Annotated in this window: 21 protein-coding genes; 11 read left to right on the forward strand and 10 right to left on the reverse strand. The window is 75.5% G+C overall.

All coding sequences use genetic code 11. From position 1 onward, the window contains the following. Positions 1–6: 6 nt before the first annotated feature. The 5 genes from C7Y72_RS19780 to C7Y72_RS19800 all read right to left on the reverse strand — a co-directional run bounded on the left by C7Y72_RS19780 (position 7) and on the right by C7Y72_RS19800 (position 6,852). The gene (locus C7Y72_RS19780) at positions 7–1,434 is read right to left on the reverse strand and encodes a hypothetical protein (RefSeq protein WP_146175469.1); all 1,428 of its coding nucleotides are present in this window, start codon (positions 1,432–1,434) and stop codon (positions 7–9) included. 70 nt (positions 1,435–1,504) lie between these two features. Further along, positions 1,505–3,421: a TolB family protein gene (locus C7Y72_RS19785; protein ID WP_107570929.1), complete on the reverse strand. Its 1,917-nt coding sequence runs from the start codon at positions 3,419–3,421 to the stop codon at positions 1,505–1,507. Continuing rightward, positions 3,418–4,386, reverse strand: coding sequence for a hypothetical protein (locus C7Y72_RS19790; RefSeq protein ID WP_107570930.1), 969 nt, complete (start codon positions 4,384–4,386; stop codon positions 3,418–3,420). Before C7Y72_RS19790 ends, C7Y72_RS19785 begins: the two co-directional genes overlap by 4 nt. A 52-nt stretch (positions 4,387–4,438) precedes the next feature. Further along, positions 4,439–5,908 carry an oligosaccharide flippase family protein gene (locus tag C7Y72_RS19795; RefSeq protein ID WP_158276954.1) on the reverse strand — a complete coding sequence of 490 codons (1,470 nt, stop codon included), beginning with the start codon at positions 5,906–5,908 and terminating at the stop codon, positions 4,439–4,441. Further along, on the reverse strand, positions 5,905–6,852 hold the full coding sequence (locus tag C7Y72_RS19800; RefSeq protein ID WP_158276955.1) for a glycosyltransferase: 948 nt from the start codon (positions 6,850–6,852) through the stop codon (positions 5,905–5,907). Before C7Y72_RS19800 ends, C7Y72_RS19795 begins: the two co-directional genes overlap by 4 nt. A 42-nt stretch (positions 6,853–6,894) precedes the next feature. Between C7Y72_RS19800 and C7Y72_RS19805 the strand changes: the two genes are divergently transcribed. Next, entirely contained in the window at positions 6,895–7,905 is a 1,011-nt protein-coding gene (locus C7Y72_RS19805) for a glycosyltransferase family 4 protein (protein ID WP_154732153.1), read from the forward strand. Here the strand turns inward: C7Y72_RS19805 and C7Y72_RS19810 are convergent. The 4 genes from C7Y72_RS19810 to C7Y72_RS19825 form a co-directional block, all read right to left on the reverse strand. Continuing rightward, positions 7,892–8,893 (reverse strand): MBL fold metallo-hydrolase, encoded by a 1,002-nt coding sequence (locus tag C7Y72_RS19810; protein ID WP_158276956.1) that lies wholly within the window; start codon positions 8,891–8,893, stop codon positions 7,892–7,894. The two genes, C7Y72_RS19805 and C7Y72_RS19810, sit on opposite strands and share 14 nt — an antisense overlap. Then, positions 8,890–10,269, reverse strand: a complete 1,380-nt coding sequence (locus C7Y72_RS19815; RefSeq protein ID WP_107570934.1) for a phosphomannomutase/phosphoglucomutase — start codon at positions 10,267–10,269, stop codon at positions 8,890–8,892. Before C7Y72_RS19815 ends, C7Y72_RS19810 begins: the two co-directional genes overlap by 4 nt. An 80-nt stretch (positions 10,270–10,349) precedes the next feature. Next, positions 10,350–11,384: an ICP22 family protein gene (locus C7Y72_RS19820; RefSeq protein WP_146175472.1), complete on the reverse strand. Its 1,035-nt coding sequence runs from the start codon at positions 11,382–11,384 to the stop codon at positions 10,350–10,352. A 132-nt stretch (positions 11,385–11,516) separates the two neighbouring features. Continuing rightward, positions 11,517–11,948 (reverse strand): hypothetical protein, encoded by a 432-nt coding sequence (locus C7Y72_RS19825; protein ID WP_107570936.1) that lies wholly within the window; start codon positions 11,946–11,948, stop codon positions 11,517–11,519. Between the two features lie 107 nt (positions 11,949–12,055). On the opposite strand from C7Y72_RS19825, the gene C7Y72_RS19830 reads away from it, so the two are divergent. The 10 genes from C7Y72_RS19830 (at position 12,056) to C7Y72_RS19875 (ending at position 23,333) form a co-directional block, all read left to right on the forward strand. Then, the gene (locus C7Y72_RS19830) at positions 12,056–13,666 is read left to right on the forward strand and encodes an O-antigen ligase family protein (RefSeq protein WP_107570937.1); all 1,611 of its coding nucleotides are present in this window, start codon (positions 12,056–12,058) and stop codon (positions 13,664–13,666) included. Between the two features lie 100 nt (positions 13,667–13,766). Then, positions 13,767–15,281: a tyrosine-protein kinase domain-containing protein gene (locus C7Y72_RS19835; RefSeq protein WP_107570938.1), complete on the forward strand. Its 1,515-nt coding sequence runs from the start codon at positions 13,767–13,769 to the stop codon at positions 15,279–15,281. Beyond that, positions 15,281–16,681 carry an O-antigen ligase family protein gene (locus C7Y72_RS19840; protein ID WP_107570939.1) on the forward strand — a complete coding sequence of 467 codons (1,401 nt, stop codon included), beginning with the start codon at positions 15,281–15,283 and terminating at the stop codon, positions 16,679–16,681. The genes C7Y72_RS19835 and C7Y72_RS19840 overlap by 1 nt, the downstream gene beginning before the upstream one ends. Beyond that, on the forward strand, positions 16,678–17,427 hold the full coding sequence (locus tag C7Y72_RS19845) for a class I SAM-dependent methyltransferase (protein ID WP_199224021.1): 750 nt from the start codon (positions 16,678–16,680) through the stop codon (positions 17,425–17,427). Before C7Y72_RS19840 ends, C7Y72_RS19845 begins: the two co-directional genes overlap by 4 nt. Continuing rightward, complete coding sequence (locus C7Y72_RS19850) at positions 17,424–18,284, forward strand: class I SAM-dependent methyltransferase (protein ID WP_107570940.1); 861 nt, start codon at positions 17,424–17,426, stop codon at positions 18,282–18,284. The genes C7Y72_RS19845 and C7Y72_RS19850 overlap by 4 nt, the downstream gene beginning before the upstream one ends. Continuing rightward, on the forward strand, positions 18,281–19,246 hold the full coding sequence (locus C7Y72_RS19855) for an FkbM family methyltransferase (protein ID WP_107570941.1): 966 nt from the start codon (positions 18,281–18,283) through the stop codon (positions 19,244–19,246). The genes C7Y72_RS19850 and C7Y72_RS19855 overlap by 4 nt, the downstream gene beginning before the upstream one ends. A gap of 28 nt (positions 19,247–19,274) precedes the next feature. After that, on the forward strand, positions 19,275–20,717 hold the full coding sequence (locus C7Y72_RS19860; RefSeq protein ID WP_107570942.1) for a flippase: 1,443 nt from the start codon (positions 19,275–19,277) through the stop codon (positions 20,715–20,717). Between the two features lie 41 nt (positions 20,718–20,758). Further along, the gene (locus C7Y72_RS23575; protein ID WP_158276957.1) at positions 20,759–21,391 is read left to right on the forward strand and encodes an LbetaH domain-containing protein; all 633 of its coding nucleotides are present in this window, start codon (positions 20,759–20,761) and stop codon (positions 21,389–21,391) included. After that, entirely contained in the window at positions 21,388–22,218 is an 831-nt protein-coding gene (locus C7Y72_RS19870) for a class I SAM-dependent methyltransferase (RefSeq protein WP_158276958.1), read from the forward strand. The genes C7Y72_RS23575 and C7Y72_RS19870 overlap by 4 nt, the downstream gene beginning before the upstream one ends. Before the next feature lie 11 nt (positions 22,219–22,229). Further along, complete coding sequence (locus tag C7Y72_RS19875; RefSeq protein ID WP_107570944.1) at positions 22,230–23,333, forward strand: glycosyltransferase family 4 protein; 1,104 nt, start codon at positions 22,230–22,232, stop codon at positions 23,331–23,333. A 12-nt stretch (positions 23,334–23,345) separates the two neighbouring features. Here the strand turns inward: C7Y72_RS19875 and C7Y72_RS19880 are convergent, their stop codons facing one another. Next, a complete protein-coding gene (locus C7Y72_RS19880; protein ID WP_107570945.1) occupies positions 23,346–24,842 on the reverse strand; it encodes a hypothetical protein in 1,497 nt (498 codons plus the stop codon). Between the last annotated feature and the right edge of the window lie 79 nt (positions 24,843–24,921).

Raw genomic sequence — 24,921 nt, forward strand, 5'->3', positions numbered from 1 at the left:
GGTCGTTCAGGGCGCGGGCGTCGGCGTGGCGGCGGGCTCGAAGCCCGGGGCGCCGCCGTCGCCGCTGCCCGAGCTCGAGTCCTGCGGCTCGGTGAGCGCCTCGTCCTGCTGGCCGCTGTCGCTCTGCGGGCGTGCGCTGCTGCCGCTGTCGCCCTGCCCGCGGGTGCTGCCGGACGACGGGGACTCGTCGGCGGGAGCCGCGGGAGCGGCGGTCGTCGGCGTCGCCGCGCCGTCCTGCTCGTCCTCGGCCTCCTCCTGCGCCTTCTCACGGCGCTCGGCGGCCCGCTGCGCCGCGGCCTCGCGCGTCGTGCGGCGGTCGGACGCCTCGATCCGCGCGAGGGCCGCGCGCGCGGCCTCGGCGGCGCGGCGCTGGATCGCCTCGTCGGCCGGTGGGCGGCGGGCGGGCGGGGCCGGGTTCGGCGGCCCGGGGACGCCGCCGGGCGGCTCGGGCGCGGTGCCGCCGAAGACGCCGGCGATCGCGGAGGCCGTGACGACCGCGGCGGTGACGATGACGGCCGGGACCACGACGCGCGGCACGAGCGAACCGGAGCGCGCAGACCCCTGGGTGGGCGCGGGCCTGTCGGCGGCCCGCTCGCCGTCCGCGTCGTGCGGCGGCAGGACGGTGAGCACCGCGGTCTCGTCCTCGGGCGCGAACGGGTCGTCCTGCGGCTCCTCGGCGTCGCGGTGCAGGTCGATGACCACGACCTCCGCCGCCTCGGGCTCCTCGAACGCGGCCGGGTCGTCCTCGAACGGCTCGGGCTCGGGCTCGGGCGCCGCCTCCGGGACGACCGGGGCGGGCGCGACCGGAGCGTCGGCGACGGTCTCGACCGCGGCCACGGCCTCCGGGGCGGGCGGCGCGGGGGCCTCGTCGACGACCGGCTCGGGCGCCACGGGGACCGGCTCGTCGATCGCGGGACGGTGCAGGACCGGGGCGGCGGACGTCAGCGCGGCCACGACGCGCGCGACGACGACCGCGTCGGCGGCTTCCGTCTGCGGCCGGCGGAACGCCGCCTCCGCAGCGTCGATGGACTCGGCGAGCTCCGCGCAGACCGCGCAGGTGACGAGGTGCTTCGTCAGCCGCGCCTCCTCGGAGACCGCGTTCATCCCCTCCAGCCGCGACACCGCCAGGAACGGGGTGGCCGGGCACTCGGGCCGCGTGCCGCGCACCGGGCAGAGCGCCGCGACCGAGTGCCGCGTGCAGGACAGCAGCAGCGCGTCGGGCGCGAGGTCCGCCGGGTCGTCCGCCGCCGCGACCGCGCCGCGGAACCGCGCGAACGCCTCCGCGGTCGCGTCGAGCGCCGCCGCCTCGTCGCAGACGAGCCGCGCGTACGCGTAGACGGCGCCGCTGCGGCGCTCGGCCAGGCCGACGAGCGCCTCGGGGTCGCCGTCCCGCACCCCCTGCGGTGTCACGCGGGATGTCGAGGACGTCGTCACGTGCACCAGAGAGTAGTGGGTGGACCCGGACGGGACGCCCGCCCTCGACGGCCCGTGGAAGCGGTCCGCGTCAGGGCAGGATCGTGATCTTCGAGGACACGCGACTGACGTTCCCGGAGCCGTCCACGGCCCGGGCGGCGACGAGCAGCAACGCCGGCGGGAGCCGCGGCCCGATCTTGAACCGCCACGACCGCTTGCCGACCGCGACGTTGCGGAACGCGCGCAGCTGGCAGTTGAACGTCGGGCGGAAGCGGTCGCCGTCGAGGAAGAAGCAGCGACCGACGCTGTTGACGTACGTCACGGCGATCTCGACCTTGAGGATCCCGGAGCCGCCGCGGTCGGTCGTGACGCCGCGGATCGTGCGGCGCGTCCGCGAGGTCGAGACGCTCGTGATCCGCGCGCGGGGCCGGATCCGGTCGAGCGTGAGACGGAAGGTGCGACCGATCGGATCGGGGAGGATGCCCGGCCCGGTGGCCCGGATCGTGATCGAGCGGCCGGGCCGGCGCAGCGACACGGTCGGCCCGCACGTGAACGGCACCCCGAGGTCGACGCGGCACAGGTACCGCGTCGCGCCGGGGTCGTCCGCGCCGACCGTCACGGAGCGGGACGTGCGGTCGACGCTCGAGGTGCGCGCGGGGACGAGTCGGCGGACGAACACGTCCGCCAGCGCGTCCGGGACCCCCGGGACGAGGTTCGTGGCGGTGCTGACGAAGCCGACGGTCTCCCCGTCGTTGGTGATCGTCGGGCGCTGCAGCAGCTGACCGGTCAGCTCGGGCTGGCGGCGGCCGCCGTCGTTGGCGACCGAGGCGATCGTCGTGGTGAAGGTGCGCAGGTCGCGCACGAAGATGTCGGCGCCCACGCCGTCGCCGTCCCGCGCGAGGTTCGTGGCGAACGACTGGAACGCGACATGCCGCCCGGACGGCGTGATCACGGGGGAGACCGAGTCGTTGTTCCCCTGGACGCTCGAGCTGCTCGAGCTGACCAGCCGGGTCGTCTCCTCGCGGCGGTCGCGGACGAAGACGTCCGAGCGGCGGTTGATGTCGTTGGGGACGAGGTTCGACGCCTCGGAGTCGAACACGACGAGCCGACCGGTCGCGTCGAGGTCGCTGACCATGCGGAACGGCGCGGTCACCGCCCGGTTCTGCTGGCGGCCGTTGGTGCTGACGCTCACGCGCGAGGTCTCGCGGCGGACGAGGTCGCGCACGAACACGTCGGCTTGGCGGTTGGTGTCCTCGTCGACGAGCGTGTTCGCGGCCGACTCGAACGACACCACGCGGCCGTTGGCGCTGATCGCGGGCGTCGAGGACCGGAACCGGGCCTGCTCGCCGTCGGTGCTGACGCTGACCCGCTCGGTCTGCCCGGTGAGGAGGTCACGGACGAACACGTCGGTCTGGCCGTTGGAGTCGCCGTTGACGAGGTCCGAGGCGTCGGACTCGAACACGACGTAGCGGCCGTCGGCGGAGATGTCCGCGTTGCGCGACGCGCGGTTGCCGAGCGTGCCCGACGGCGTGACGCTGACCGGGAGGACCCGGCCGATCCCGTCGCGGACGAACACGTCGGAGGCGCCGTTGCCGTCCCCGGGGACGAGGTTCGTCGCGTCGGAGGTGAACACGACGCGCTGTCCGTCACGGGACATCGCCGGGTCGGTCGAGGCCCCGTCGGCGCCCGTGCCGTCCGGGGTGGCGGAGACGAGGCGCCGCTCACCGGAGACGCCGTCGAGGACGACGACGTCCGCGATCGGGCCGTTGAGCTCGTCGCCCGGGACGATCCCGGTGGAGGTCGTCGTGAACGCGATGACCCGCCCCGTGGTGCTGAGGAACGGCTCGGCGCTCGACCCGTTGGCCGGCACGCCGCCGGACTGGGTCGAGATCTGCAGCGTCCGCGGCTGCACGACCGCGCCGTGGGCGACGCCGACCAGCGGGACCCCGAGGGCGACGGTGACGGTGAGGAGGGTGCGGCGCGGATGCCGGCGCAGGACAGCGATCACGAGCCCGGCGCCTCACGTCCGGGCTGGGCCGACGGCTCGGCGCCCTGCGGGACGTCCGGCGAGGCGGGCGCCTCGGCGACCGGGGTCGACGGTGCGGCGGGGGCCGACGGCGCGGGCCGCGACGGGCGCGACGGCTGCTGCGGGGTCCGGACAGGCTGCCGCACCGGGGCGCTCGGCGCGGCGGCCGCGGGCGCGGACACGACCGGGGCGGCGGCGACGGCGGCCCCGCCGCCCCCGGTGGCCGGGGCGGCGGCCGCGGCGGCGCGACGCGCCGCGCGGCGCGAGCGGCTGACGGCCCGGGCGGCGCTGCGGCGGGCCGCGCGGTTCTCGGCGGCGGCGCCGCGCTCCTGCTGGCTGATCGTCTGCTCGGTGAACCCGGTCGTGCCCGCGACGTCCGCGGGGGCGGCGACGGTGACGGCCGGCTCGTCGGAGGAGAACGTCCCGGCCGCGGCGGCAACGCCCAGTGCGGCGACCGCGACCACGGCCACGCCGCCCGCGTAGAGGGTCGAGCGGTTGCGGGTCGCGCGGATCGGGGCGAATCGCGGGACGGTCGACGCAGGGACGACGGCGACCGGTGCGCCCTCGGCAGGTGCCCACGCGTCGGATGCGTCGGCCGCGGCGACGGAAGCGGGAGCCGCGGTCGCCCACGGGTTCGCGGACGTGGCGGGAGCGGCCGCGGCGGCGACCGCCCACGGGTTCCCGGACCGGGCGGGCTCGCCACCGTCGGCCGCGACGGCGGGGGCCGGGGCGTCGACGGCCGCGGCCGGCACCGCGTCGGCGACGACCCAGCTGCTGGCGTCGTGCGCGGACGCCGGCCGCGCCGCGTCGGCGGGCAGCCACGGGGTCGACGTGGCCTGCGGGCCGGAGGGCGTCGCGGCCGCAGCCGTCGCCGTCGCCCCGTCCGGCTCGTCGGCGCGCGGGACCCAGGGGGACGCCGCGCGCGGAGTGTGCTCTGCCCCGCTCATCCCGTGAATGCAACCACGTCGGGCGGCTGTCTGCATCGGTCCGGCTCGTGGATCAGTCGCGGCGCAGATACCCGCGCGCCTCGCGGACGAGGTCGCGTTCCAGCGCGACCGTGGCGACCGCGGTGGCCGCGACGAAGGTCGCGAGCTCGGCGATCGTCACCAGACCCCGCGCGGAGGCCCCGTCCAGCAGCCGCAGCCCGAGGGTGACGGCCGTCGCGACGAGGGCCGGGGCGAACGCGCGGACGCAGTGCGCCAGGGTCCGGAACGCCGGGAAGATGCGCCGTAGGAACCAGAACCGGGCGAGCACGACGACCACGGTCTGCACGAGAAATCCCACGGCGAGCCCCTCGAGTCCCTCGAGCAGGATCAGCGGGAGCGTCACGACGAGGAACGCGACGAGCGTCAGCCCGGCCGCGACGGCCATCGGCCGCGTGTCGTCCCGGGCCCGCAGGATGCTGTCCCAGTTGAACCCCAGGTGGTTGACCGCGGCGGCGACCCCGAACGCCTCGAGGACCGGGATCGCGTCGCCCCAGCGGTCCTGGCCGAGCACGAAGTGCACGAGGTCCCCGGCGAACACCGCGAGCCCGAGCCCGAACGGCGCCGCCCACAGCAGCGCGATGCGGTTCGCCTTGGTGAACACCTCCTGCAGCACCTCGGTCCGGTCGGCGACCGCGCAGATCGCCGGGTAGAGGGTGCCGGAGACGATCTGGTCGACGCGGTCGGCGAACTGCGAGATCGAGGCCGCGAGCGTCACGACGCCGGCCGCGGCGATCCCGAGGTGCGCGGTCGTCGCGGTGATCGTCCCCTGCGCGATGACGATCGCGCTGCCGGACGCGAGCAGCAGCGGGATCGAGAACGACGCGTAGCTGCGCAGCGTCCCGCGGTCGTAGCGCAGGCGCAGCGGGTACGGGCACGAGCGGACGCTCACGATCGCCGACGCCCACCCGCCCGCCACGACGGCGAGCACGAGCGCCCAGTAGCCGGCCCCGGCGATCGCCAGCGCGATCGCCACGACGAACGAGACGAGCGGGTCGACCGCCTGCAGCAGCCGCTGCTTGAGGAACTCCAGCCGCCGGTAGTAGATCCACAGCGGCGCCTGCAGCACCAGCGCGGGCATCACGCAGAGCAGCACGTAGCCGGGCAGCACGATCTCCGACGGGGCGAACGTGACCGCGATCACCGGGATCGCGCCGGCGAGCACGAGCGTGAACAGGGCCGTGAACGCGAGCTCAAGCGTGAACGCCTTCTGGAAGGCGAGCTGCTGGTCGGGGTCGTCCTGCTGGATGTACTTGTCGCCGATCCCGACCTGCTTGAGCCACAGCAGCGTGCCGAGCGAGATGATCAGGACACCCCAGATCCCGTAGTCGTCGGGCTCCAGGAAGCGGGCGAGGATGACGCCGCGCAGCAGGCCCAGCGCGGCGAGCGCGACGAGGAAGACGCTGTTGACGAGCGTGCCGCGTGCCGCGACGACCCGCAGGCTGCGGCCGCGCAGGTCGAAGCGCTGGGAGCCGGGGCTGCTCACGAGCCCTCCCGACGGGCCGCGAGACGGGCGGCCAGGAGCGCGTGGGCGCGGTCGCGCCGCCAGCCGTACCCGGCCGGGGCCAGGCGCGCCGCGACGGTGAGCGCGGCGGACCGCACGCCGCCCGCGCCGACCGCCAGCGCCCACCACGCGGCGGTGCGCGCCGGCCCGAGACGGCGGCGCGACCAGGCGTGCGCCGCGCGCTGGCTGCGCTGCAGACGCCCGGCGCCCCACGCCTGCGTGGTCGACGCGGCGACGTGGTGCTCGACCACCGCGTCGGGCACGTAGCGGGTCGGGGCCCCGGCCCGGGCGGCGCGCCAGCAGAGGTCGAGGTCCTCCGCGTACATCCACATCGACGGGTCGAAGCCGCCCAGCCGCTCCCACAGCGCGCGCGGCAGCAGCAGGAACGCGCCGTGCGCCCAGTCGACGGTGCGCCCCGCGCCCGGATCCCAGGCGCCCTCCAATGCGAGCCGCCGCGCCTCGCCCGGAAGGACCCGCGCGAGGCCGAGGTCGACCGCCGCGACCTGCCGCAGCGACGGGAACGGGTGCACGCTGTGCTGGATCCCGCCGCCCGGGGTGCGCAGGCATGGCGCGAGCACCGCGTCCCCGTGCCGGGCGGCCGCGGCCAGCAACGCGTCGAGCGCGCCCGGGGTCACCGCGGTGTCCGCGTTCGCGACGGCCACGTACGGCGTCCGGGCCCCGGCCAGCGCGACGTTCGCGGCCGTGCCGAACCCGGGGTTGTCGGGTCGCTCCACGAGCGCCGCCCACGGATGGGCGTCGCGCACCAGGGCGGGGGAGCCGTCACCCGAGCCGTTGTCCACGACGACGACCGCGGCGCGCCCCGCGACGTGCTCGGGCTCGAGCGCGCGCAGGCACGCGTCGAGGAGGTCCCGCGTGTTCCACGAGACGACGGCGACGGTCACGGCGGGTGCGGCGTGCGCGGACAACGGGCCCATCCTCGCAGGCGCGCCCTCGGGCATACTCGCCGCGTGATCGCGATCGACGCGCGCGCCGCGGTGCGCCCCGAGCTCGGCGGGGTCGAGCGCTGGGCCCGCGAGCTGGTCGCGCGGCTGCCCGCGCACGCCCCCGGCCGCTACCGGGTGCTGGCGCCGCCCGCCGCGCTGGCGCACCGCGCCGGCCACGTCTGGGAGCAGGCGTGGCTGCCGCTGCGGGCCGCCCGCCACGAGGCGCTGCTGTGCCCGGCGAACCTCGCGCCGCTGGGGTCTCCGCGCACGACCGTGATCGTCCACGACGCGGCGGCGCTGCGGGACCCGTCCTGGTACAGCCCCGCCTACGTCCGCCTCCAGCGGTTGCTGCTGCCGCGGATCGTCGCGGGAGCGGCACGCGTGCTGACCGTCTCCGCCTTCTCGGCGCGCGAGCTGCGCGAGCTGCTCGGGGTCGACGCGACCGTCGTGCCCGGCGGGGTGGGGGAGGCGTTCCGGCCCGTCGACGACGCGGCGGTCGCCGCCGCGACCACGGCGGTCGGCCTCGAGCCCGGCGCGCCCTACGTGCTGACCGTCGCGAGCCGCACCGCGCGCAAGAACCTCGCCGCCCTCGGGCCCGCCGCCCGGCGCCTGGCCGGGGAGGGGGTGACGGTCGTCGCGGTCGGCGGCGACCGGCCGCAGTTCCGGGCCGAGCCCGCGGTCGCCGGGATCCGCGAGCTCGGCCCGGTCGCGGACGGCCACCTTCCCGGGCTCTACGCGGGGGCGGGCGCGTTCGTGCTGCCGTCCCGCTACGAGGGCCTCGGCCTGCCGTGCCTGGAGGCGATGGCGTGCGGGACACCGGTCGTCGCCGCGCGCGCCGCCGCGTTGCCGGAGACCTGCGGCGGCGCGGCCCGGCTCGTCGACCCCGACGACCACGAGGGCTTCACGGCCGCGCTGCTGGACGTCCTGGCCGATCCGGCGCCGTGGCGCCGCCGGGGGCTCGCGCACGTCGCGGGTCGCGGCTGGGATGCCACCGCCGCGGCGGTCCACGCCGCGATCGCGCTCAGGCCGCGCTGAACCGCACGACGCCGTCGTCGCCGACGTCCTCGCGGACGCGGCCGTCGGCGAGCAGCAGGTCGGTGTGGCCGAGCACCTCGCTGAGGGTCAGCAGCGCCTGGCTCTCGGCCGCGTCGCCCCACATCCGGCGCGCGACCTCGTGCGCGCTCAGCGGCTCGTCCTCCACGAGCCGCGCGATCTTCGCGGCGCGGCGCTCGTGCAGCCGCTCGCGGTCCGCGACGAGCGCGCGATGGTCGGCGAACGGCTCGCCGTGACCGGGCAGCACGAGCTCCAGGTCGGTGGCCGCCGTGGTCCGCATCGACGCGATGTAGGTCGCCAGCGCGTGCGGGCGCGGCGCGTCGGCGGGCCGGCCGAGCGGCCGCTGGATCAGCGGGTTGGAGCTGATGTGGGCGAGCAGGTGGTCGCCGCCGAGCAGCACCCCGCGCGCCTCGTCCAGCAGCACGGTGTCCGAGGGGCTGTGCCCGGGCCGGTGCAGCACCCGCAGCGTGCGCCCCGCGAACTCGAGCGTGCCGCCGTCCGGCAGCGGGCGGTCCACCGGGCAGGCGCCGCCCCAGCCCCGGAACGCGTGGGAGACCGCGGCCAGTGCGTTGGCGACCGGTCGGGGCACCCCGTGGGCCGCGAGCAGCAGCTGCGTGAACTCCTCGTCGAGCACGGTCTCCTGCGCGTACCCGGCCAGCCACGGGGCCAGGGCGTCGAGCGCGCAGACCTCCGCGCCCGAGCGGCGGGCGAGGATGCCCGCGAGCCCCTGGTGGTCGGCGTGCTGGTGGGTGATGACGATCCGCTCGAGGTCCTCGACGCGCCGGCCGTGCGCCGCGAGCGCGCGCTCGAGCTCGTCGAGCGCGCGGCCGGAGTTCGGCCCGCAGTCGACGAGCGTCAGCGGCTCGTCCTCGATCAGGTAGCAGTTGACCCGTCCGACGAGGAACGGGGTCGGGATGGGGAGGGCGTGGATGCCGACGGCGCGGGCGCCCGCCCACGGGTCGCCGCTCACGCGCGGATCACGCCGAGCACCTCGTCGCGCTTGGCCTCCATGTCCGCCTGCGAGACGAGCGACTCCAGGCACAGGCGCAGCAGCGGCTCGGTGTTCGACATCCGCACGTTGAAGTGCCAGTCGTCGAAGTCGACCGACACGCCGTCGACGTGCGTGACGGTCGCGCCGGGCCGGGAGCCGTAGAGCTCCTCGATCTCCTTCGCCTTGGCGGGCCCGTCCGCGACGGTCGAGTTGACCTCGCCGGAGATGAAGTACTTCGCGCGGTAGGGGGCGAGCAGCTCGCTGAGCGCCTTCCCCTCGACGGAGAGCTTCTCGAGGATCAGCAGCGCCGGGATCGTGCCGGAGTCCGCGCAGTAGAAGTCCCGGAAGTAGTAGTGGCCGGAGACCTCGCCGCCGAACAGCGAGCCCTCGCGCTTCATCCGGCCCTTGAAGAAGGCGTGGCCGACGCGGTTGATGTGCGCCGTGCCGCCCGCGGCCGTCACGGTGTCGGCGACCGCGTAGGAGGCGCGCGCGTCGTAGAGGATCGCCTCGCCCGGGGACTTCGCGAGCAGGTGCTCGGCGAGGATCGCGGTGAGGAAGTCGCCGTCGACGAACTCGCCGGTGTCGTCGATGAAGAAGCAGCGGTCCGCGTCGCCGTCCCAGGCGATCCCGAGGTCGGCGCCGGTCTCCTTGACCTTGGCGATGATGAACTCGCGGTTCTCGGGGAGCAGCGGGTTGGGCTCGTGGTCGGGGAAGTTCCCGTCCGGCGTCCAGTAGGTCTCGATCAGCTCGATCGGCAGGCGATCGAGGACGGGGCCGACCATCGGCCCGGCCATGCCGTTGCCGCCGTCGACGACGACCTTCAGCGGCCGCACGTTCGCGGGGTCGATGAACGAGAGCGCCTTGTCGAAGAACTCGGCGTACAGGTCGACGTCCTGCACCGTGCCCGGCTGGGCGGCGGGCTCGCCGAGGCCCTCCTCGATGAGCCGGCGGATGTCCTGGATGCCCTCGTCGCCGCTGAGGGCGATCGCGCCGCGCTTGACGAGCTTCGCGCCCGTGTACGCCTTCGGGTTGTGCGAGGCGGTGCACATCAGGCCGCCGTCGAGCTCGCGCGAGCCGACGAGGTGGTAGAGCATCTCGGTGCCGACCTGGCCGGCGTCGAGCACCGACGCCCCCTCCGCCACCATGCCGGCGCGGTATCGGCCCGCGAGCTCCGGCGCCGTGAGACGCATGTCGCGCCCGAGGCCGAGACGGACGTCGGAGACCGGCTTGCCCTCGAGTCCGGCGATGACCCGGGCGAACGCCCGGCCGATGGCCTCGGCGACGTCACCGGTGATCTGCTCGCCGTAGAGGCCGCGGACGTCGTAGGCCTTGAAGATCTCGGGAGGCACGCTCATGCGCGCATCCTATGTCCGCGGGCGGCGTGCCGGAACTGCGGCGCTCCGGTCACCGTGCGGCGACCGAAGCGACGGACGCGTCAGCGACGGGCGCGACGCGCCTGGTTCATGAAGAACAGCGCGACGCAGCCGAGCAGCGCGAGCACGAGCGCGATCGACCCGGTCGGCGCGCCGTCGTCGGTCTGGGGCGCCGCGCCGAGCGCGGAGGCGCTGTCCGGCGTGACGGACTCGGTCGTCGAGCCCTCGCCGAGCATGATCGCGCCGAGCTTCTGCTTGCCCTCGGTGGTGTCGACGTTGTCGACGACCGGGATCTTCAGGTCCTCGTAGTCCTCGACGAACGAGGGCTTCGTGTCGCTGATCTCGACGTAGGCGACCGGGATGCCGGTGGAGCGCAGGCCCTCGGCGACGCCCTCGAGGAGCTCGGCCGCGTCCTTGCTGATCCCGGCGCGGCGGGTGAGCACGGCGCGGATGACCGGCGCGAACAGCGGGTCGTTCTTGAAGATGACGGGCAGCGCGTCGGTGAGCGCGGGCGTCGGGTTGACGAGCTGCGCGCCGAACGCGCGACCGATCGCGCGGGGGCCCTCGGAGGAGAGCGCCTTCGCCTCGTCGGACTCCAGGAACTCCTTCAGCGTCTTGCTCGAGGCGTCGCCCTCGAAGAGCACCTGCAGGCCGGCGCCCTCGAGCGCCTGGCGGATGTCCTCGAGCAGGTCGTCGGACGCGAGACCCCAGGTGAGGACCGTGACCCGGTTGGTCGGGAAGCCGGTCGGCGCGGCGGACGTGTCGCCGGAGCCGGTCGTGGTGGCGGCGTCGCCACCGGACGCCGTGTCGCCCTCGGAGGCGCCGTCGTCCTCGGCCGCGTTCTCGCCGGCCTGGTTCTCGTTCTCGGTGCCACCGGAGTCGGTGGGCTGCTCCTCGGCGGGCGTGCCGGGGTCCTCGGTGGTCGGCGCCGGGGTCGGCGTCGCCGTGGGCGTCGTGCCCTGGCCGCCGACCGGCGTCGTGTTGACGCCGTTGCCCGGCGTGTACTGGTCGCCGCCGGCGCCCTGGCCGTACGCGACACCCCCAAAGCAGAGCCCCGCGACGACCGCCGCCACAACGCCTGCAATCAGCTTCCGCACCGTCTTCCCCGATCTGGATGCACTACACGTTGGTGTGATTCCGGCAACACCCCTGCGCCGGACCGTGCTAAGGCTAGCCGGAATCCGGACGTAACGCGAGCGAGCGGCGCAGAATCCCCTGCACGAGGGGGTTCAGCGTCTCGTGCGGGACACGAACCCGGGCGGCAGCGCCGCGAGCGGGTTGAGCTGCAGCACGCGACCCATCTCGGCGGCCGCGGCGTCCTCGCGACCGAGCTGCCGCAGGACGATCGCGTGGTCGTAGCGCAGGGTCCAATCCTCCGGAGAGCGGTCGATCGCCGCGCGGAACGCGCGCTCGGCGGGGACGAGCTCGCCCAGGCGCAGGGCCGCGAGCGCCTCGATGCGCAGCGCGCGAGGGCGCACCGTCGGTCCGTCCGAGCGGCGGGCCAGTGCGACCGCCTGCTCGCCGTTGCCGCGCTCCAGCGCCGACTCGGCCCGGTCGACCCGACGCTCCTGCTGCAGCGACAGCGCGAGCACGAACGCGGCCGCCAGGAACGCGCACGCGAGCGCTCCTCGGATCGGTCGGGAGAGCGCGACGGCGTCCACGGCCCGCGATCCTAGCGCGACGTTCCGCCGACATCGTGCACTACGCTGCCGCGGTGCACGGAGGACGGGGCGAGGGGCGGACGCGGACGCGTCGGGGTGGCGGACGGGTGCCGCTGGAGCCCCTCCACGTCCTGGCCTGCGTCCTCGTGGCCGGGCTGCTCGTGCTCGCCGCCTGGACCTCGGGCGGCTACTTCCCCACCGACGTCGCGCTGATCGGCGTCGTCGCGCTCGTCGGGCTGGCGCTGCTCGTGCTCGTCCTCCCGCGCGTCGCGGTCCCATCGGGACCGGGGCTGCTGACGCTCACCGGGATCGTCGCCCTCGCCGCCTGGAGCGGCCTGTCCGCCGCCTGGTCCCCGGACCCGGTCGCGGCGACCCAGGCGATGATCCGTGCCGGCGCCTACGCCGCCGTCTTCGCCCTCGCGCTGCTCGCCGCCGGGACGGGCCGCCACGCGGCGCTGCTCGTGCGGCTCGTCGTGCTCGTGCTCGTCGCGATCTGCGTCGCCGCGGTGCTCTCGCGCCTGCGGCCGTTCCTGATCCCGACCGATCCCGGCCTCGTCTCCTTCGCGGGCGGGCGGCTCTCGTACCCGATCAGCTACTGGAACGGCCTCGGGGCGATCGCCGCGATGGCGATCGTCGCCACCGCTGCGCTGGCCTGCGACCCGCAGGGCCGCCGGGTCGAGCGGGCGCTGGCCGCCGCCGGCGGGACCGTCGCCACGCTCGCGCTGTACCTCACGCTCTCGCGCGCGTCGATCGCCGCCGCGCTCCTGGGCCTCCTCGTGCTCGCCGTGCTCTCGCCGCGCCGCGTGCGGCTCCTGGGGTCGGCCGCGATCATCGGGGCGGCGGGCGCCGTCGCGGTGCTCGTCGTGCGCGGGTCGCCGGAGCTCGTCGACATGCCCGGTGCCCTCGACGTGCAGTCCCGGGAGGGCGGGCGCGCCCTCGCGGTCCTCGTGGCGCTCGCCGCCGGCGCCGCCGCCGTGCAGTGGGTCGTCGCGGCCCTCGAGCCCGGCACCCGCCCGACCGGCTCCCGGTCCCGCGGTCGTCACGTCCCCGTCGGGGCGCAGCGCGTCCCGGTCGTCGGGATCGTCGCGGGCCTCGTCCTCGCCCTGGTCGGCGCCGCCGGCTACGCGGCCGCCGGCGAGCGGCTCGAGGGACGGGTCGCCGACGGCGTCTTCGGCGCGCGGTCGTTCGTCGACCGCCAGTACGACGAGTTCCTCGACTCGAGCGCGGCGCCCGCACGTGGGCAGGAGCGCCTGTCGGAGTCGCGGTCCAGTCGCTCGGAGTCCTTCCGTGTCGCGCGCGAGACGTTCGCCGACGCGCCGCTCGTCGGCGTCGGCGCGGGCGGCTACCGCGTGGCGTGGTTCGAGCGCCGCGAGATCACCGAGAGCATCCGCAACGCGCACTCGCTGCCGCTGGAGACGCTCGCGGAGCTCGGGCTCGTCGGGGGTGCGATCCTGGCGATGATCCTCGCCGGCCTGCTGTCGGGCCTGCGGTCCGTGCGCGTGCGGACGCGCGGCCTGACGCGCGCGCAGGCCGCGGCGGGCGGGGGCGCCGTGACCGTCTGGGTGGTGCACGCCGCCCTGGACTGGGACTGGCAGCTCGCGGGCGTGACGCTCCCGGCGCTCGTGCTGGCGGCGGCGCTGCACAGCTCGCTCCCGGGCGGCCGGGGCGGGGGCGAGGGGTCGCGCGGACGCGGTCGCGGGGCGGCCGCCACGTCGTGACCCGCTCCTGGTTGCAGGGGGACCTGCCGATGTATGGAACGCCCCGACCCACTGCTATGTTCGCCCGCCGCCACCGGCGCGTGGCGGCTCTCTCCATCTCATGAACGACGCCTCGACCTCGATCACCCTCCCGGCGCTGTACGCGGTCGTCCGCCGCAACGCCGCCATCATCCTCTTCACGATCGGGCTCGCCGTCGGGACCTCCGTGGCCCTCTCGGCCGCGACCGATCCGGTGTACGAGGCACGGTCGGCGGTGGCGTTCAACGACAACTCCGCCGACCTCCAGGCGCTCGGGATCCCGGCGTCCCCGGACTTCCAGCCCGACAAGGCCGCGGCCGCCCAGGCGGAGCGGATCACGCGCCCCGACGTCATCGCCGAGGTCCGGCGGACGCTGCGCGTGGACCTCAGCGTCCAGGAGATCCAGGACTCCGTCAGCACCCAGGTCGACCCGGCGAGCAACCTCGTCTCGATCATCGTCGAGGCACCGACCGCCGACCTCGCGGCCCGCCTGGCCAACGGCCTGGCCGCCGCGGTCCGCGACGACGCCACCGACCGGGTGAAGGCCCGGTACCGCGAGGGGGGCCGCGCCGCGCAGCGGCGCGCCAACCGCCTCAAGGGCGACCGCAACCTCGCACGCCGCGCCGTCTTCGAGGACCAGGCCGCCCGGCTGCTGGCGCTCGCGAGCTTCGCGACCCCGGTCGACGTCGTGCGCACCGCCGAGGTGCCGGAGGGGCCCTCCTCGCCCAAGCCCGTGCGCAACGGCGTGCTCGCCGCGCTGCTCGGGGCGATCCTCGGGGCCGGCCTGGTCTTCCTGCGGCAGACCTTCGACCGTCGCCTGCGCGAGGTCGACGAGGTCCGCGAGCAGATCGACCTGCCGATCGCCGGCTTCCTGACCACGCGCGCCCTCGGCCACGTCGCGTTCCCCGGCAGCGGGGACAAGAAGCCCAAGGAGCAGGACACCGAGGCGTTCCGGATCCTGCGCACGAACGTCGGGTTCCTCGACCCGGCCGGGCCGCCGAAGGTCGTCCTCGTGACGAGCCCGCTGCCCGAGGAGGGGAAGTCCACCACCGCGTCCGGCCTCGCGTGGGCCGAGGCGGTCGCCTCGCGGGCGACGCTGCTCGTCGACTGCGACCTGCGCCGCCCCACGGTCGCCAAGCGCCTGGGCCTGCCGGCCAGCCCCGGCCTCACCGAGTTCCTCGCGGGCGAGGCCGAGCCGGCGGACATCCTCCACACCGTGGACGCCGGGGACGGATCGAAGCTCGTCGTCATCACCGCGGGCGGCCACACGAGCAACCACGCCGAGATGCTCGTCTCCGAGCGCTTCCGCGAGTTCCTCGCCCAGGTCTCCGACGTCTACGATCGGATCGTGCTCGACAGCGCGCCGCTGCTGCCCGTGAGCGACACGATCGGCCTGCTCCCGCAGGTCGACGCGGTGCTGCTGTGCCTGCGCCTGGGGCAGACCACGCGCGACGACGCGACCGCGGCGCGCAACGCGCTGGACCGCTTCCCCGACGCGACCGTCGGCATGGTCCTCACCGCCGCGGACAAGAGCCAGCGTCCCTACTACGCGGGCTCGTACGCGTACACGAGCCTGCCGGCCTCCGAGCGGGCGTGATGCTGCCGACGGCGCACCGGGCGTCGCGGCCGCCGGGCGCCTTCGGCGTAGCGCTCACCGGAGCGCTGGTCCTGCTGGCGGGCCTCCTCGCCGCCGCGATGGTCAACGCGGCGCCGAGCAGCGCGATCCTGCCGCTGATCGCGGCGGCGGGCGTCGTCGCCCTGTACGTCGCGATCGCCCACCCGACGCTGATGGTCGCGGGCGCGGCCCTGGCCGTCCCGCTCGAGGCGTTCCGGCCCGGCGCGATCAGCCCCTCGGCCGCGGTCATCGGCCTCGCGGCGATCGGCGTGCTCATCCGCTGGGTCTGCACCACGCCACTGCGGCTGCCGCGCCATCCGGCCCTGATCGCGTTCTTCGTCCTGGTCCTCGTCAACGCCGCCGGTCTCGTCTTCGCGGTCTCGCCGGTCGACGTCGGCCGCCAGCTCGTCGTGTGGATGACGCTGCTGGTCGTCGTCGGCGGCTTCGCGCTGACGGCCACGCGTCGCGACGTCCGCTTCGTGATGCTCGCGCTCGCGGTCTGCGGCGGTCTCGCCGGGGCGGTCGCGATCATCGATCCCAAGCCGCTGACCGGCTACGTCTTCGGCGGCGGGGACGTCACGCGCGCGACCGGCGGCTTCGGCTCGCCCAACGCGCTCGGCGCGCTGCTCGTCCTGACGATGCCGATCCAGGTCGTGCTCGCGCTGCGCGGCCATCCGGTCGTGCGCGCGGTCGCCGCCGGCTGCTTCGTCGTCTCGCTCGTCGGCATGGGCCTGTCGGTCTCGCGCGGCGCGTTCGTCGGGCTCGGCGCGGCGCTGCTGGTGCTTGCGCTGTGGCCGCCCGTGCGGCGCATGGCGGCGGTGCTGCTCCCGGTCGTCCTCGTCGTCTCGCTCGTCGGCAGCAACCCGGCCTCCCCGATCGCCGGCAAGGTCGTCGAGCGGCTCACCGAGGTCCAGACCGCGGGCTCGAGCAACCCGCGGCTCGTCGTCTGGCGCAAGGCGCCGCAGATCCTCTCCGACCACCCGATCTTCGGCGTCGGGGCCCTGCACTTCGGCTACTACGCGAGCGTCTACGGGATCCGCTTCCCCGAGGGCGTGCCCGACCACGCCCACAACCTGATCCTCAACACGGCGATCGAGAACGGGCTGCTCGGCCTCGCCGCGTTCCTCGCGATGTTCGCGACGGCGCTCGCCGCGATGCGCCGCGTGATCCGGACCGCCTCGGGGGAGGGTGCCGCGCTCGCGTACGCTCTCGCCGCCGCCCTGACCGGCTTCTTCGTCAGCGGCCTCGTCGACGACGCCCTGGGCGTCACCCCGATCGGGGTCGCGTTCTTCCTCGCCCTCGGCTGCGTGATCGGCCTGTCGCTCGACGAGCAGCGCCGCGCGTCCGCCGCACGACCCACCGGAGAGACCACCCCAACATGACCCTGAAGTCGCTCGCGAAGCGGGTCACGCCCGCCTGGGCGTTCCGCACCCGTGACCGCTACCGCAACGCGCGTGCCACCCGGCGCTTCGCGGGCATGCCCACCGACCAGGTCTTCGAGACGATCTACCGCGAGGGGCTGTGGGGCGGGGAGGCCGGCGGCGAGCCGACCTCCGGCCGCGGCAGCCACGACGCCACCATCGTCGAGCCGTACGTCGCCGCGGTCACCGCGTTCCTGCAGGAGCTTCCCGTCCCGCCCGACGCCGTCGACCTGGGCTGCGGCGACTTCAACGTCGGCTCGCGCATCCGGCCCGCGTGCGGGCGCTACGTCGCCTGCGACGTGGCCGCGAGCGTGATCGAGCGCAACCGCGGCCACTACCCGGCCGAGCTCGACGTCGACTTCCGCGCCCTGGACATGCTCACCGAGCCACTGCCCGAGGGCGACGTCGCCTTCGTGCGGCAGGTCCTGCAGCACCTCTCCAACGCGCAGATCCAGCAGGTGCTGCCGAAGCTGCGCCGCTACCGGTGGGTGCTCATCACCGAGCACGTCTCCGACGACCCGCGGTTCGTCCCGAACCTCGACATCGTCGCCGGGCCCGGCATCCGCACCGAGCGCCGCTCCGGCGTGGTCCTCGCCGACCCGCCGTTCTCGTTCGTCGCCGACGAGGCCCGCGAGATCTGCCGCGTCGACCACGAGGAGGGCACGATCGTGACGACCGCCTACCGCTTCGACGGGACCGGCGCGTGAACGCCGCGCGCGAGGTCGCCCCCTACGCCGGGCCCGACGGCCGCACGGCCGAGGAGCTCCACGAGCTCGCCGACGGCCTGGGCATCGCGGTCTGGACCCCGGAGCCCGGCCCGCCCGCCGGACGCTGGAAGCGGATCGTCCGCGCGGCGCGCGAGTCCCCGCGCGGCAAGCTGCCGCCGCGCTACGCCACCGACACCTGGCACGTGCCGTTCCAGCCGCGGCTGGAGGCCGCCCTGCGCCCCGGCATGCGGATCCTCGACGTCGGCGCCGGCGCCCGGCCGATGGTCGCGCCCGCCGACCGTCCCGCGGGCGTCACCTACGTGGGCTTCGACGTCGACGGGGAGGAGCTGCGCAAGGCGCCCCCCGGCAGCTACGACGAGATGGTCGTCGGCGACCTGACGATCCGCGAGCCCGCGCTCGTCGGCCGCTTCGACCTCGTGCTCAGCTGGCTGACCATGGAGCACGTCAAGCCGGTGCCGGACGCGCTGCGCAACCTGCGCAGCTACCTCGCCGAGGACGGCCGCTTCCTCGGCTACCTCGCCGGCGGCCGTTCGATGCACGCGGTGCTCAACCGCATCGTCCCGCACCGCCTGGCCAAGCCGATCATGCAGCGGCTGTGGGGCCGCGTGCCCGACACCGTCTTCCGCGCGCACTACGACCACTGCTGGTACGACGCGCTGCGCGAGGTCACCGACGACGCGTGGAGCACCGCCGAGGTCATCCCGCTGTTCACCGGCGGCTGGTACCTGCAGTGGTCGCCGCTGCTGCGCGCGCCCTACCTCGCCTACGAGGAGTGGGCGGTCACCGGCGACCGGCGCAACCTCGCCCCCTACTACCTGATCGACGCGGTCACATGAACAACGCACCCTCCGTCTGGACCCAGCGCCGCACGGCCGTCGCCCGCAACGCCAAGAACGCGGTGAAGATCGCGATCGACCACCGCGGCCAGCGCGAGCGGCTGCTGCGCGAGTACTTCTTCACGCTGTCGCGCCGGTTCACGCCGATGCTCGCGGTCGACAGCGGCGACCTGCGGTTCCACGTCTCCACCGCCGAGGAGGAGGGACGGATCATCTTCGGCGAGCGCGGCCTCGACGAGCGCGCGATGGCCGACCTGGTCGCGGCGCTCGCCGAGCACACCGGGGTCGCCGAGCCGCTGCGCGACAAGGTGCTCCTCGACATCGGCGGCAACATCGGGACCACCAGCCTGTACGCGGTGCGCCGCTACGGCGCACGGGCCGCGATCGCCGTCGAACCCGCCCCGAGCAACCTGCGGCTGCTGCGGCTGAACCTGCACGAGAACGGCGCCACCGACGACGTGCGGATCCTCGAGCTCGCGCTCAGCGACCGCGACGGCACCGTGCAGCTCGAGCTCTCCCCGGAGAACTCCGGGGACCACCGGGTCCGCACCGGGGCGGCGAGCGCGGCGCCCGGGCTGATCGGCGAGGAGCGCCGGGACCTCCTGTCGGTGCGTGCCTGCCGGCTCGACACGCTCGCGCAGGAGGGGGAGATCGACGCCGACGCCCTCGGGCTGATCTGGATGGACGTGCAGGGGCACGAGGGCCACGTCCTCGCGGGGGCCGACGCCGTGCTGGCGCGAGGCATCCCGGTCGTGCTCGAGTACTGGCGCTACGGCCTGGACCGGGCGGAGGGCCTGGAGCTGCTGCACGACAGCATCCGCCGGCACTTCAGCCGCGTCGTCGACATGGGGCCGCCGTGGTCGGACGAGCCGCCGACGGTGATCGCGGCCGCGGACGTCGCGACGCTCGCGACCCGCTACGACCGCCCGGACGTGTTCGCCGACCTGCTGCTGCTCCCCTGAGCAGCGCCGTCCGTCCCGCGCCCGGTCGATGAGCACGCCCGCCGCGGGGAACGCGACCCGCCGCATCGCGGGGAACACCGCGCTGCAGGCGGCCGCCGACGGGCTCGGGAAGCTCGGCACGATCGTCCTCTACGCCGTCCTGGCCCGCGAGGCCGGGGTCGCGGCGTTCGGCGACTTCACGACCGCCGCGTCCCTGTCGGTGCTGGTGATGGTGGCCGCGTTCGGCATGGACTTCCGGGTCACCCGGCTGGTCGCCCAGGGCGACCCGGACGTCGGCCCGTCGATCTGGGGGGCGGTCCTCCTGAAGCTCGCCGGCGGCACGGCGATCCTGCTGGTCGTCTGCGGGATCGCCGCGCTCGGCCCGTACTCCGACCGCGTCGTCGCCACGACCGCCGTGCTCGGCCTCGCGATGATCGTCGAGCTCACGACGATGACGCCGCACGCGGTCTTCCGCGGCCACGAGGACCTGCGGCCCGTCGCACTGGCCCTGTTGCTGTACCGGGGGCTCCTCTCGGTGCTCGGCGTCGCCGTCCTGCTGGCCGGCGGGTCGATCCTGCTCGTCGCGGTCGGCTGGCTGCTCGGCGCGCTCGCCGGCCTCGCGTACACGCTGCTGCGCGCGCGCCGCGCCGGGCTGCGGCACCCGTTCGTCGTGACGCGGGCCGGGCTGCGCGCGGTCGCGACCGACTCGCTCGGGCTCGGGCTCGCCGCGGTGCTCGGCGCCGCGCTCTCGCGGCTGGACATCGTGCTGCTCGGCGCGCTGAAGGACAGCGAGGCGGTCGCGCTCTACGGCGGCGCCTACCGGCTGATGGAGAGCACCTTCTTCATCACCAGCGCGCTGGCGCTGTCCGCGTTCCCGGCGCTGTCGCGACTCACCCGGACGTCGACGCCGAGCCTCGGCGAGGCGGTCGCGCTGACGACGAAGGCCGTGCTCGTGACGACCGTGCCGCTGGCCGTCGGGTTCGTCGCGTACGCGGAGCCGGTGCTCGTGGCGATCTACGGCGACGGGCTGCGCGACGCGACCGGGACGCTGCAGATCCTCGGCGTGCTCGTGATCACCACCGGGATCTACAGCCTGATGGCGTTCGTGCTGACGAGCCAGCAGGCGCAGCGGCCGATCGTGGTCGCGCTCGTCGTCACGACGGTCCTGAACGTCGGCGCGAACCTCGCGCTGATCCCCTCGATGGGCGCGGAGGGCGCGGCCTGGTCGTGGGCGGCGACCACGACCGTCCTGGCGGCCATGCTGCTCGTCGCGGTGCTGCGCGACGCGGGCCGCGTGCCGGTCCTGCGGACCGTCGAGGGACCGCTCCTGGGCGGCCTCGCGATGGTCGCGGTGGCGGTCGCGACCGGCGCCCACGCCTGGGGCATCCCGCTCGCCGGCGCAGCCTTCGCGGTCGTGCTCGTGACCGTCGAGCGCCGGCGCCACCCCGACGACGCGGTGCGGCTGCGGCTGGCGCGTCCCCGCGGGGCATGACCGACCGCGGACGTCGGCCCGGCGGGGTAGTCTGCGGCCCGGTGAGCACCCCCGAGAAGCCCGACGAGGAGGAGCGGCCGGCGGCCGGCGTCACGGAGCGCCGCTACGGCCTGCTGGAGCTGATCCGCTCCGACTACGAGTTCTACTGCGACCTCCACGAGGAGCCGCGCGCCGTGCGGCGCCGCAAGGCCCCGGTGCGGTTCGTCATCAACACGTCGCTGCGCGCGGGCGTGCTGTTCCGCATCACCTGCGCGGCGCCGCGCTGGTCGCACTGGTTCTGGCGCTCGCTGCTGAACGCGCTGCACTCCAGCGAGGTCGTCTACGGCGCCCGGATCGGTCCCGGCCTGCACCTCCCGCACCCCTACGGCATCGGGATCGGCGGGCAGGTCCTGATCGGGGAGCGCGTGACGATCTGCCAGAACGTCACGCTCGGCTCCGACATGGGCGCCACCGGCCAGCCGGTCGTCGGCAACCACGCCGCGCTCCTGGCGGGCGCGGTGGCGGTCGGGCCGATCCGGATCGGCCACGGCGCGATCCTCGGGGCCAACGTCGTCCTCGAGGAGGACGTGCCCGACGGGGGGCTCGCCGCCCCCGCCCGCACCCGCGTCGTGAAGCGGCGCATCAACTGGAAGAACTACCCGGTCCAGGGCCGGAAATCCGAGGTCCACCCGTGAGCCAGAGCCACGCCCCCGCCGCGCACTACGACCGCGTCACCGCCGCCTGGCGCTACCTCCTCGGGGAGGAGCTCCACTACGGCGTCTTCGACGAGGGCGTCACCGACCTCGCCGTCGCGACCGGCGAGCTGACCCGTCGCATGATCGAGGGGGGCCGCATCGAGCAGGGCGTGTCGATCCTCGACGTCGGCTGCGGCACCGGGGCGCCGGCCTGCCGCCTGGCGCAGGAGTTCGGCGCGCACGTGACCGGCATCACGACCAGCGAGGAGGGCATCCGGGCCGCGCAGGAGCGCGCGAAGGCGGCCGGGCTCGCGGCGCAGACCTCCTTCGAGCTGCGTGACGGCACCGACAACGGCCTGCCGGACGCGTCGTTCGACCGCGTCTGGATCCTCGAGTCCTCGCATCTCATGCGCCGCCGCGAGCGGCTCATCGGGGAGGCCGCGCGCGTCCTGAAGCCCGGCGGTCGGGTCGTCCTGTGCGACATCACCCGCCAGCGGCCGCTCGACCTCGCCGAGGTCCGCCGGCTGCGGGAGCCGCTGGCGCTGCTGCGCGAGGTGTTCGGCGACGCGCGCATGGAGGGCCTGGGGGACTACCGCGCCCTGATGGAGGGTGAGGGGCTGACCGTCGACCACGAGGTCGACCTGACCGCGGCGACCCGTCCCACGTTCGACGCCTGGCAGGCCAACGCCGACCGGTACCGCACCGAGGTCGTCGAGCTGATCGGGGAGCGGGCCTGGACCGCGTTCCGCGACTCGTGCGACGTGCTCGCCGGGTTCTGGGACGACGGCACGCTCGGCTACGGGCTGATCGCCGCGTCGCGCCCCTGAGCGCGCGCCCCGTGCCGTCGCTCGTCTCGATCCTGCCGTCCGACCTCGCGCGGGCCCGCGGCGGCGCGGAGCGGTACGCGGTGGAGCTGCACGCCGCCCTGCGCGCCGAGCTGCCCGGCTGGGAGCACCGCGCCCTCGTCGCGGTCAGCGCGGGGGCGGCCGAGCACCTGCCGGACGGCTGGAGCGCCGTGCAGGGCCGGCTCGCCGGCCGCGTCTCCGCCGGGGACGCGATCGGCCCGCTCGACGTGGCGCGCGTGCTCGCGCGGCGCCCGACGGTCGTGCTCAGCCACCAGTGGCGCACGCGCTCGGCCACGACGCTGCGCGCCGCCTGCCGGCTGCTGCGCGGCACGACGCTCGTCTCGATGGACCACGGGGCCGGCACGCGGCTGGGCTACGTCCTGTCGTGGACGCCGCTGCCCGGCGCGGACGTCGGCGCGCACCAGAGCGTCTTCGAGCAGCGGATCTCCCCGATCGGCGCCCGCCGCCACTGCGTCGTGCGGGGCGGCATCGACGACGCGCGGTTCGCGCCCGCCGAGGACGTCGAGCCCGACATCGACTTCCTCATGGTCGGCCGCTTCGTCCCGTACAAGGGCCAGCTGCGGTTCCTCGAGCAGCTGCCCGCTGGAGCGCGCGCGGTGCTCGTCGGACCGTCGGACTCCGTGGACCCCGACTACCTCGCCGCGGTGGCCGCGGCGGCCCGGGAGGCCGGAGTGGAGGTCCGCTACGACGTCAGCGACGCCGAGCTCGTCGCGACCTACCGTCGCGCGCGGCACACCGTCCAGGTGCCGATCGACGTCCGCCGCTACGGCAGCGGGGCCGGCGCCGCGCCACCGGAGCTGCTCGGCCTGACGATGCTCGAGGCGATGGCGTGCGGATCGGTGCCGATCTGCCCGGCGGACGGCGCGTCAGCGGAGTTCGTGACCGACGGCGTCACGGGCCGCACCTACGACGCGCAGGACGACCGGGCGCTCGCGGCCGTGCTCGCGCGGGCGCTCGCGGACCGCGAGGGCACCGCGACGCTGCGGGCGGGCGCGATCGCGGAGTCGGCGCGCTGGACGTGGCGGGCCGCGGCCCGCGAGCTCATCGCCGCGGTCCCGGCGCTGGGCGGCCGCTGACCGCCGGGCGGCTCAGCGCCGCGTGGCGCCCGGCGCGGGACAGCGCGCGAGCCGCAGCGTCGCACGGTCCTGCTCGCGACCGAGCGCGTCCTTCGCGACGACCGTGATCGTCCCGCGCCGCCGCGGGATCGGCAGCGTCAGCCGGGCGGGGAGCGTCGCCGGCCCGCCGCCGTCGGGATCACCGGTCACCCGCGGCCGTCCGCCGGGCAGCGTGACCTCCAGGCGGCTGTACGGCTCGCTGGTCGTGCCGAGCCCGAAGCGCAGGACGAAGCGCCCGCGCGAGCAGCGCCGCGAGGCGACGGGGGCGAGCGGGGCGCGGCGCGCGGCGTCGGGGGTGACGAGCCGGGGGAGGTCGGGGCGGTTGCAGCGGACCGCCGGGGCGACCGGCGTCGTGGTCACCCGCCGGACGGCGTCGACGTACGCGCGACCGGACGGCTTGAGCTCCGCCGTGCGGCGGTCCGCGAGACCGAACCAGCCGGCGGCGTCGGCGCTCAGGCTCTCCTGGGTGACCCACGCGAACGGGGTCACCTTCTGGACGCCGCAGTCGGAGGCGGCGAGCAGGTCCACGAGCTCGGGGAGCATCGCGGTGCGCCGCTCCTCGCTGACCGCGGCGATGTCGGTGAGCAGCACCGTCCCTCGGGTCGCCCAGCCGGTTTCGTGGATGTCGATCGGGGTGGAGCGCTCACCGAGCCGGTCGAGGATCTCCCGCAGGCCGCGGACCTGCTCCAGCACCTGCTCGGGGTTCTGGCGGTAGATCGTCACGCCGACCGCGTCGACGTTCCCGGCGAGCGCGGGCCGGGCGGCGAACATGTCCTGGAGGAAGCCGGCCGCGTTGCCGGTGCCGCTGCGCGCCGAGTGCACGAGCCCGCCGATCGCGACGCGGGCGTGCGGGTCGACCTCCAGCAGCGCACGACGCACGGCGAGGTACAGGTCGGCGTAGTGCGTCGGGCGGATCGCCAGCACCGACCCGCTGAGGTTCGGCTCGTTCCAGACCTGGAACTGCGTCATCGGGACGTACGGCAGGTCCGGGTTGCGGCGCCAGAACGCGCCGTCGCGCCCGTACCGGCGGGCCACCGCGGTCGCGTAGCTGACGAACGGCCCGATGCGCGGGGCGCCACCGGTCGTCCCGGGGACCTCGCCGCCCCACGGGGTGGAGAAGCCCAGCAGGGCGTCCCAGCGCAGCCCGTTGCGCGCGAGGTGCCGGGCGATCGCGTCCGGGCGGGTCCAGTCGTAGGTGTGCTCCCCGGTCCGCGGGTTCGGGGCCTGCGGCTCGATCTGGTCCCAGTAGGGGATCGCGCGGACGCTCGCGAGGCCCGTGCGCCCGATCGCGTCGGCGTGGCGGGCGGTCGGCAGCTCGCCGAGGCCGTCGGGCCACAGGACCCCGTTGTTGATCCCGAACGCGTCGGGGCGCACCGGCGCCTCGCGGCCCGTGGCCGCCGACGGGGCGAGGAGCAGTGCCGCGCAGGAGGACAGGAGGAGCGCGCGCGGCCGGCCCCGCTCGACGGTCATGCCGTCGATCCTAACGGCGGTGCATCGACCGCGGAAGGGGTGTCGCACCGCGCGGTCCCCGTCCGGTCCGGCGGTAGAC

The organism is Paraconexibacter algicola (genome assembly GCF_003044185.1).
Lineage (GTDB): Bacteria > Actinomycetota > Thermoleophilia > Solirubrobacterales > Solirubrobacteraceae > Paraconexibacter > Paraconexibacter algicola.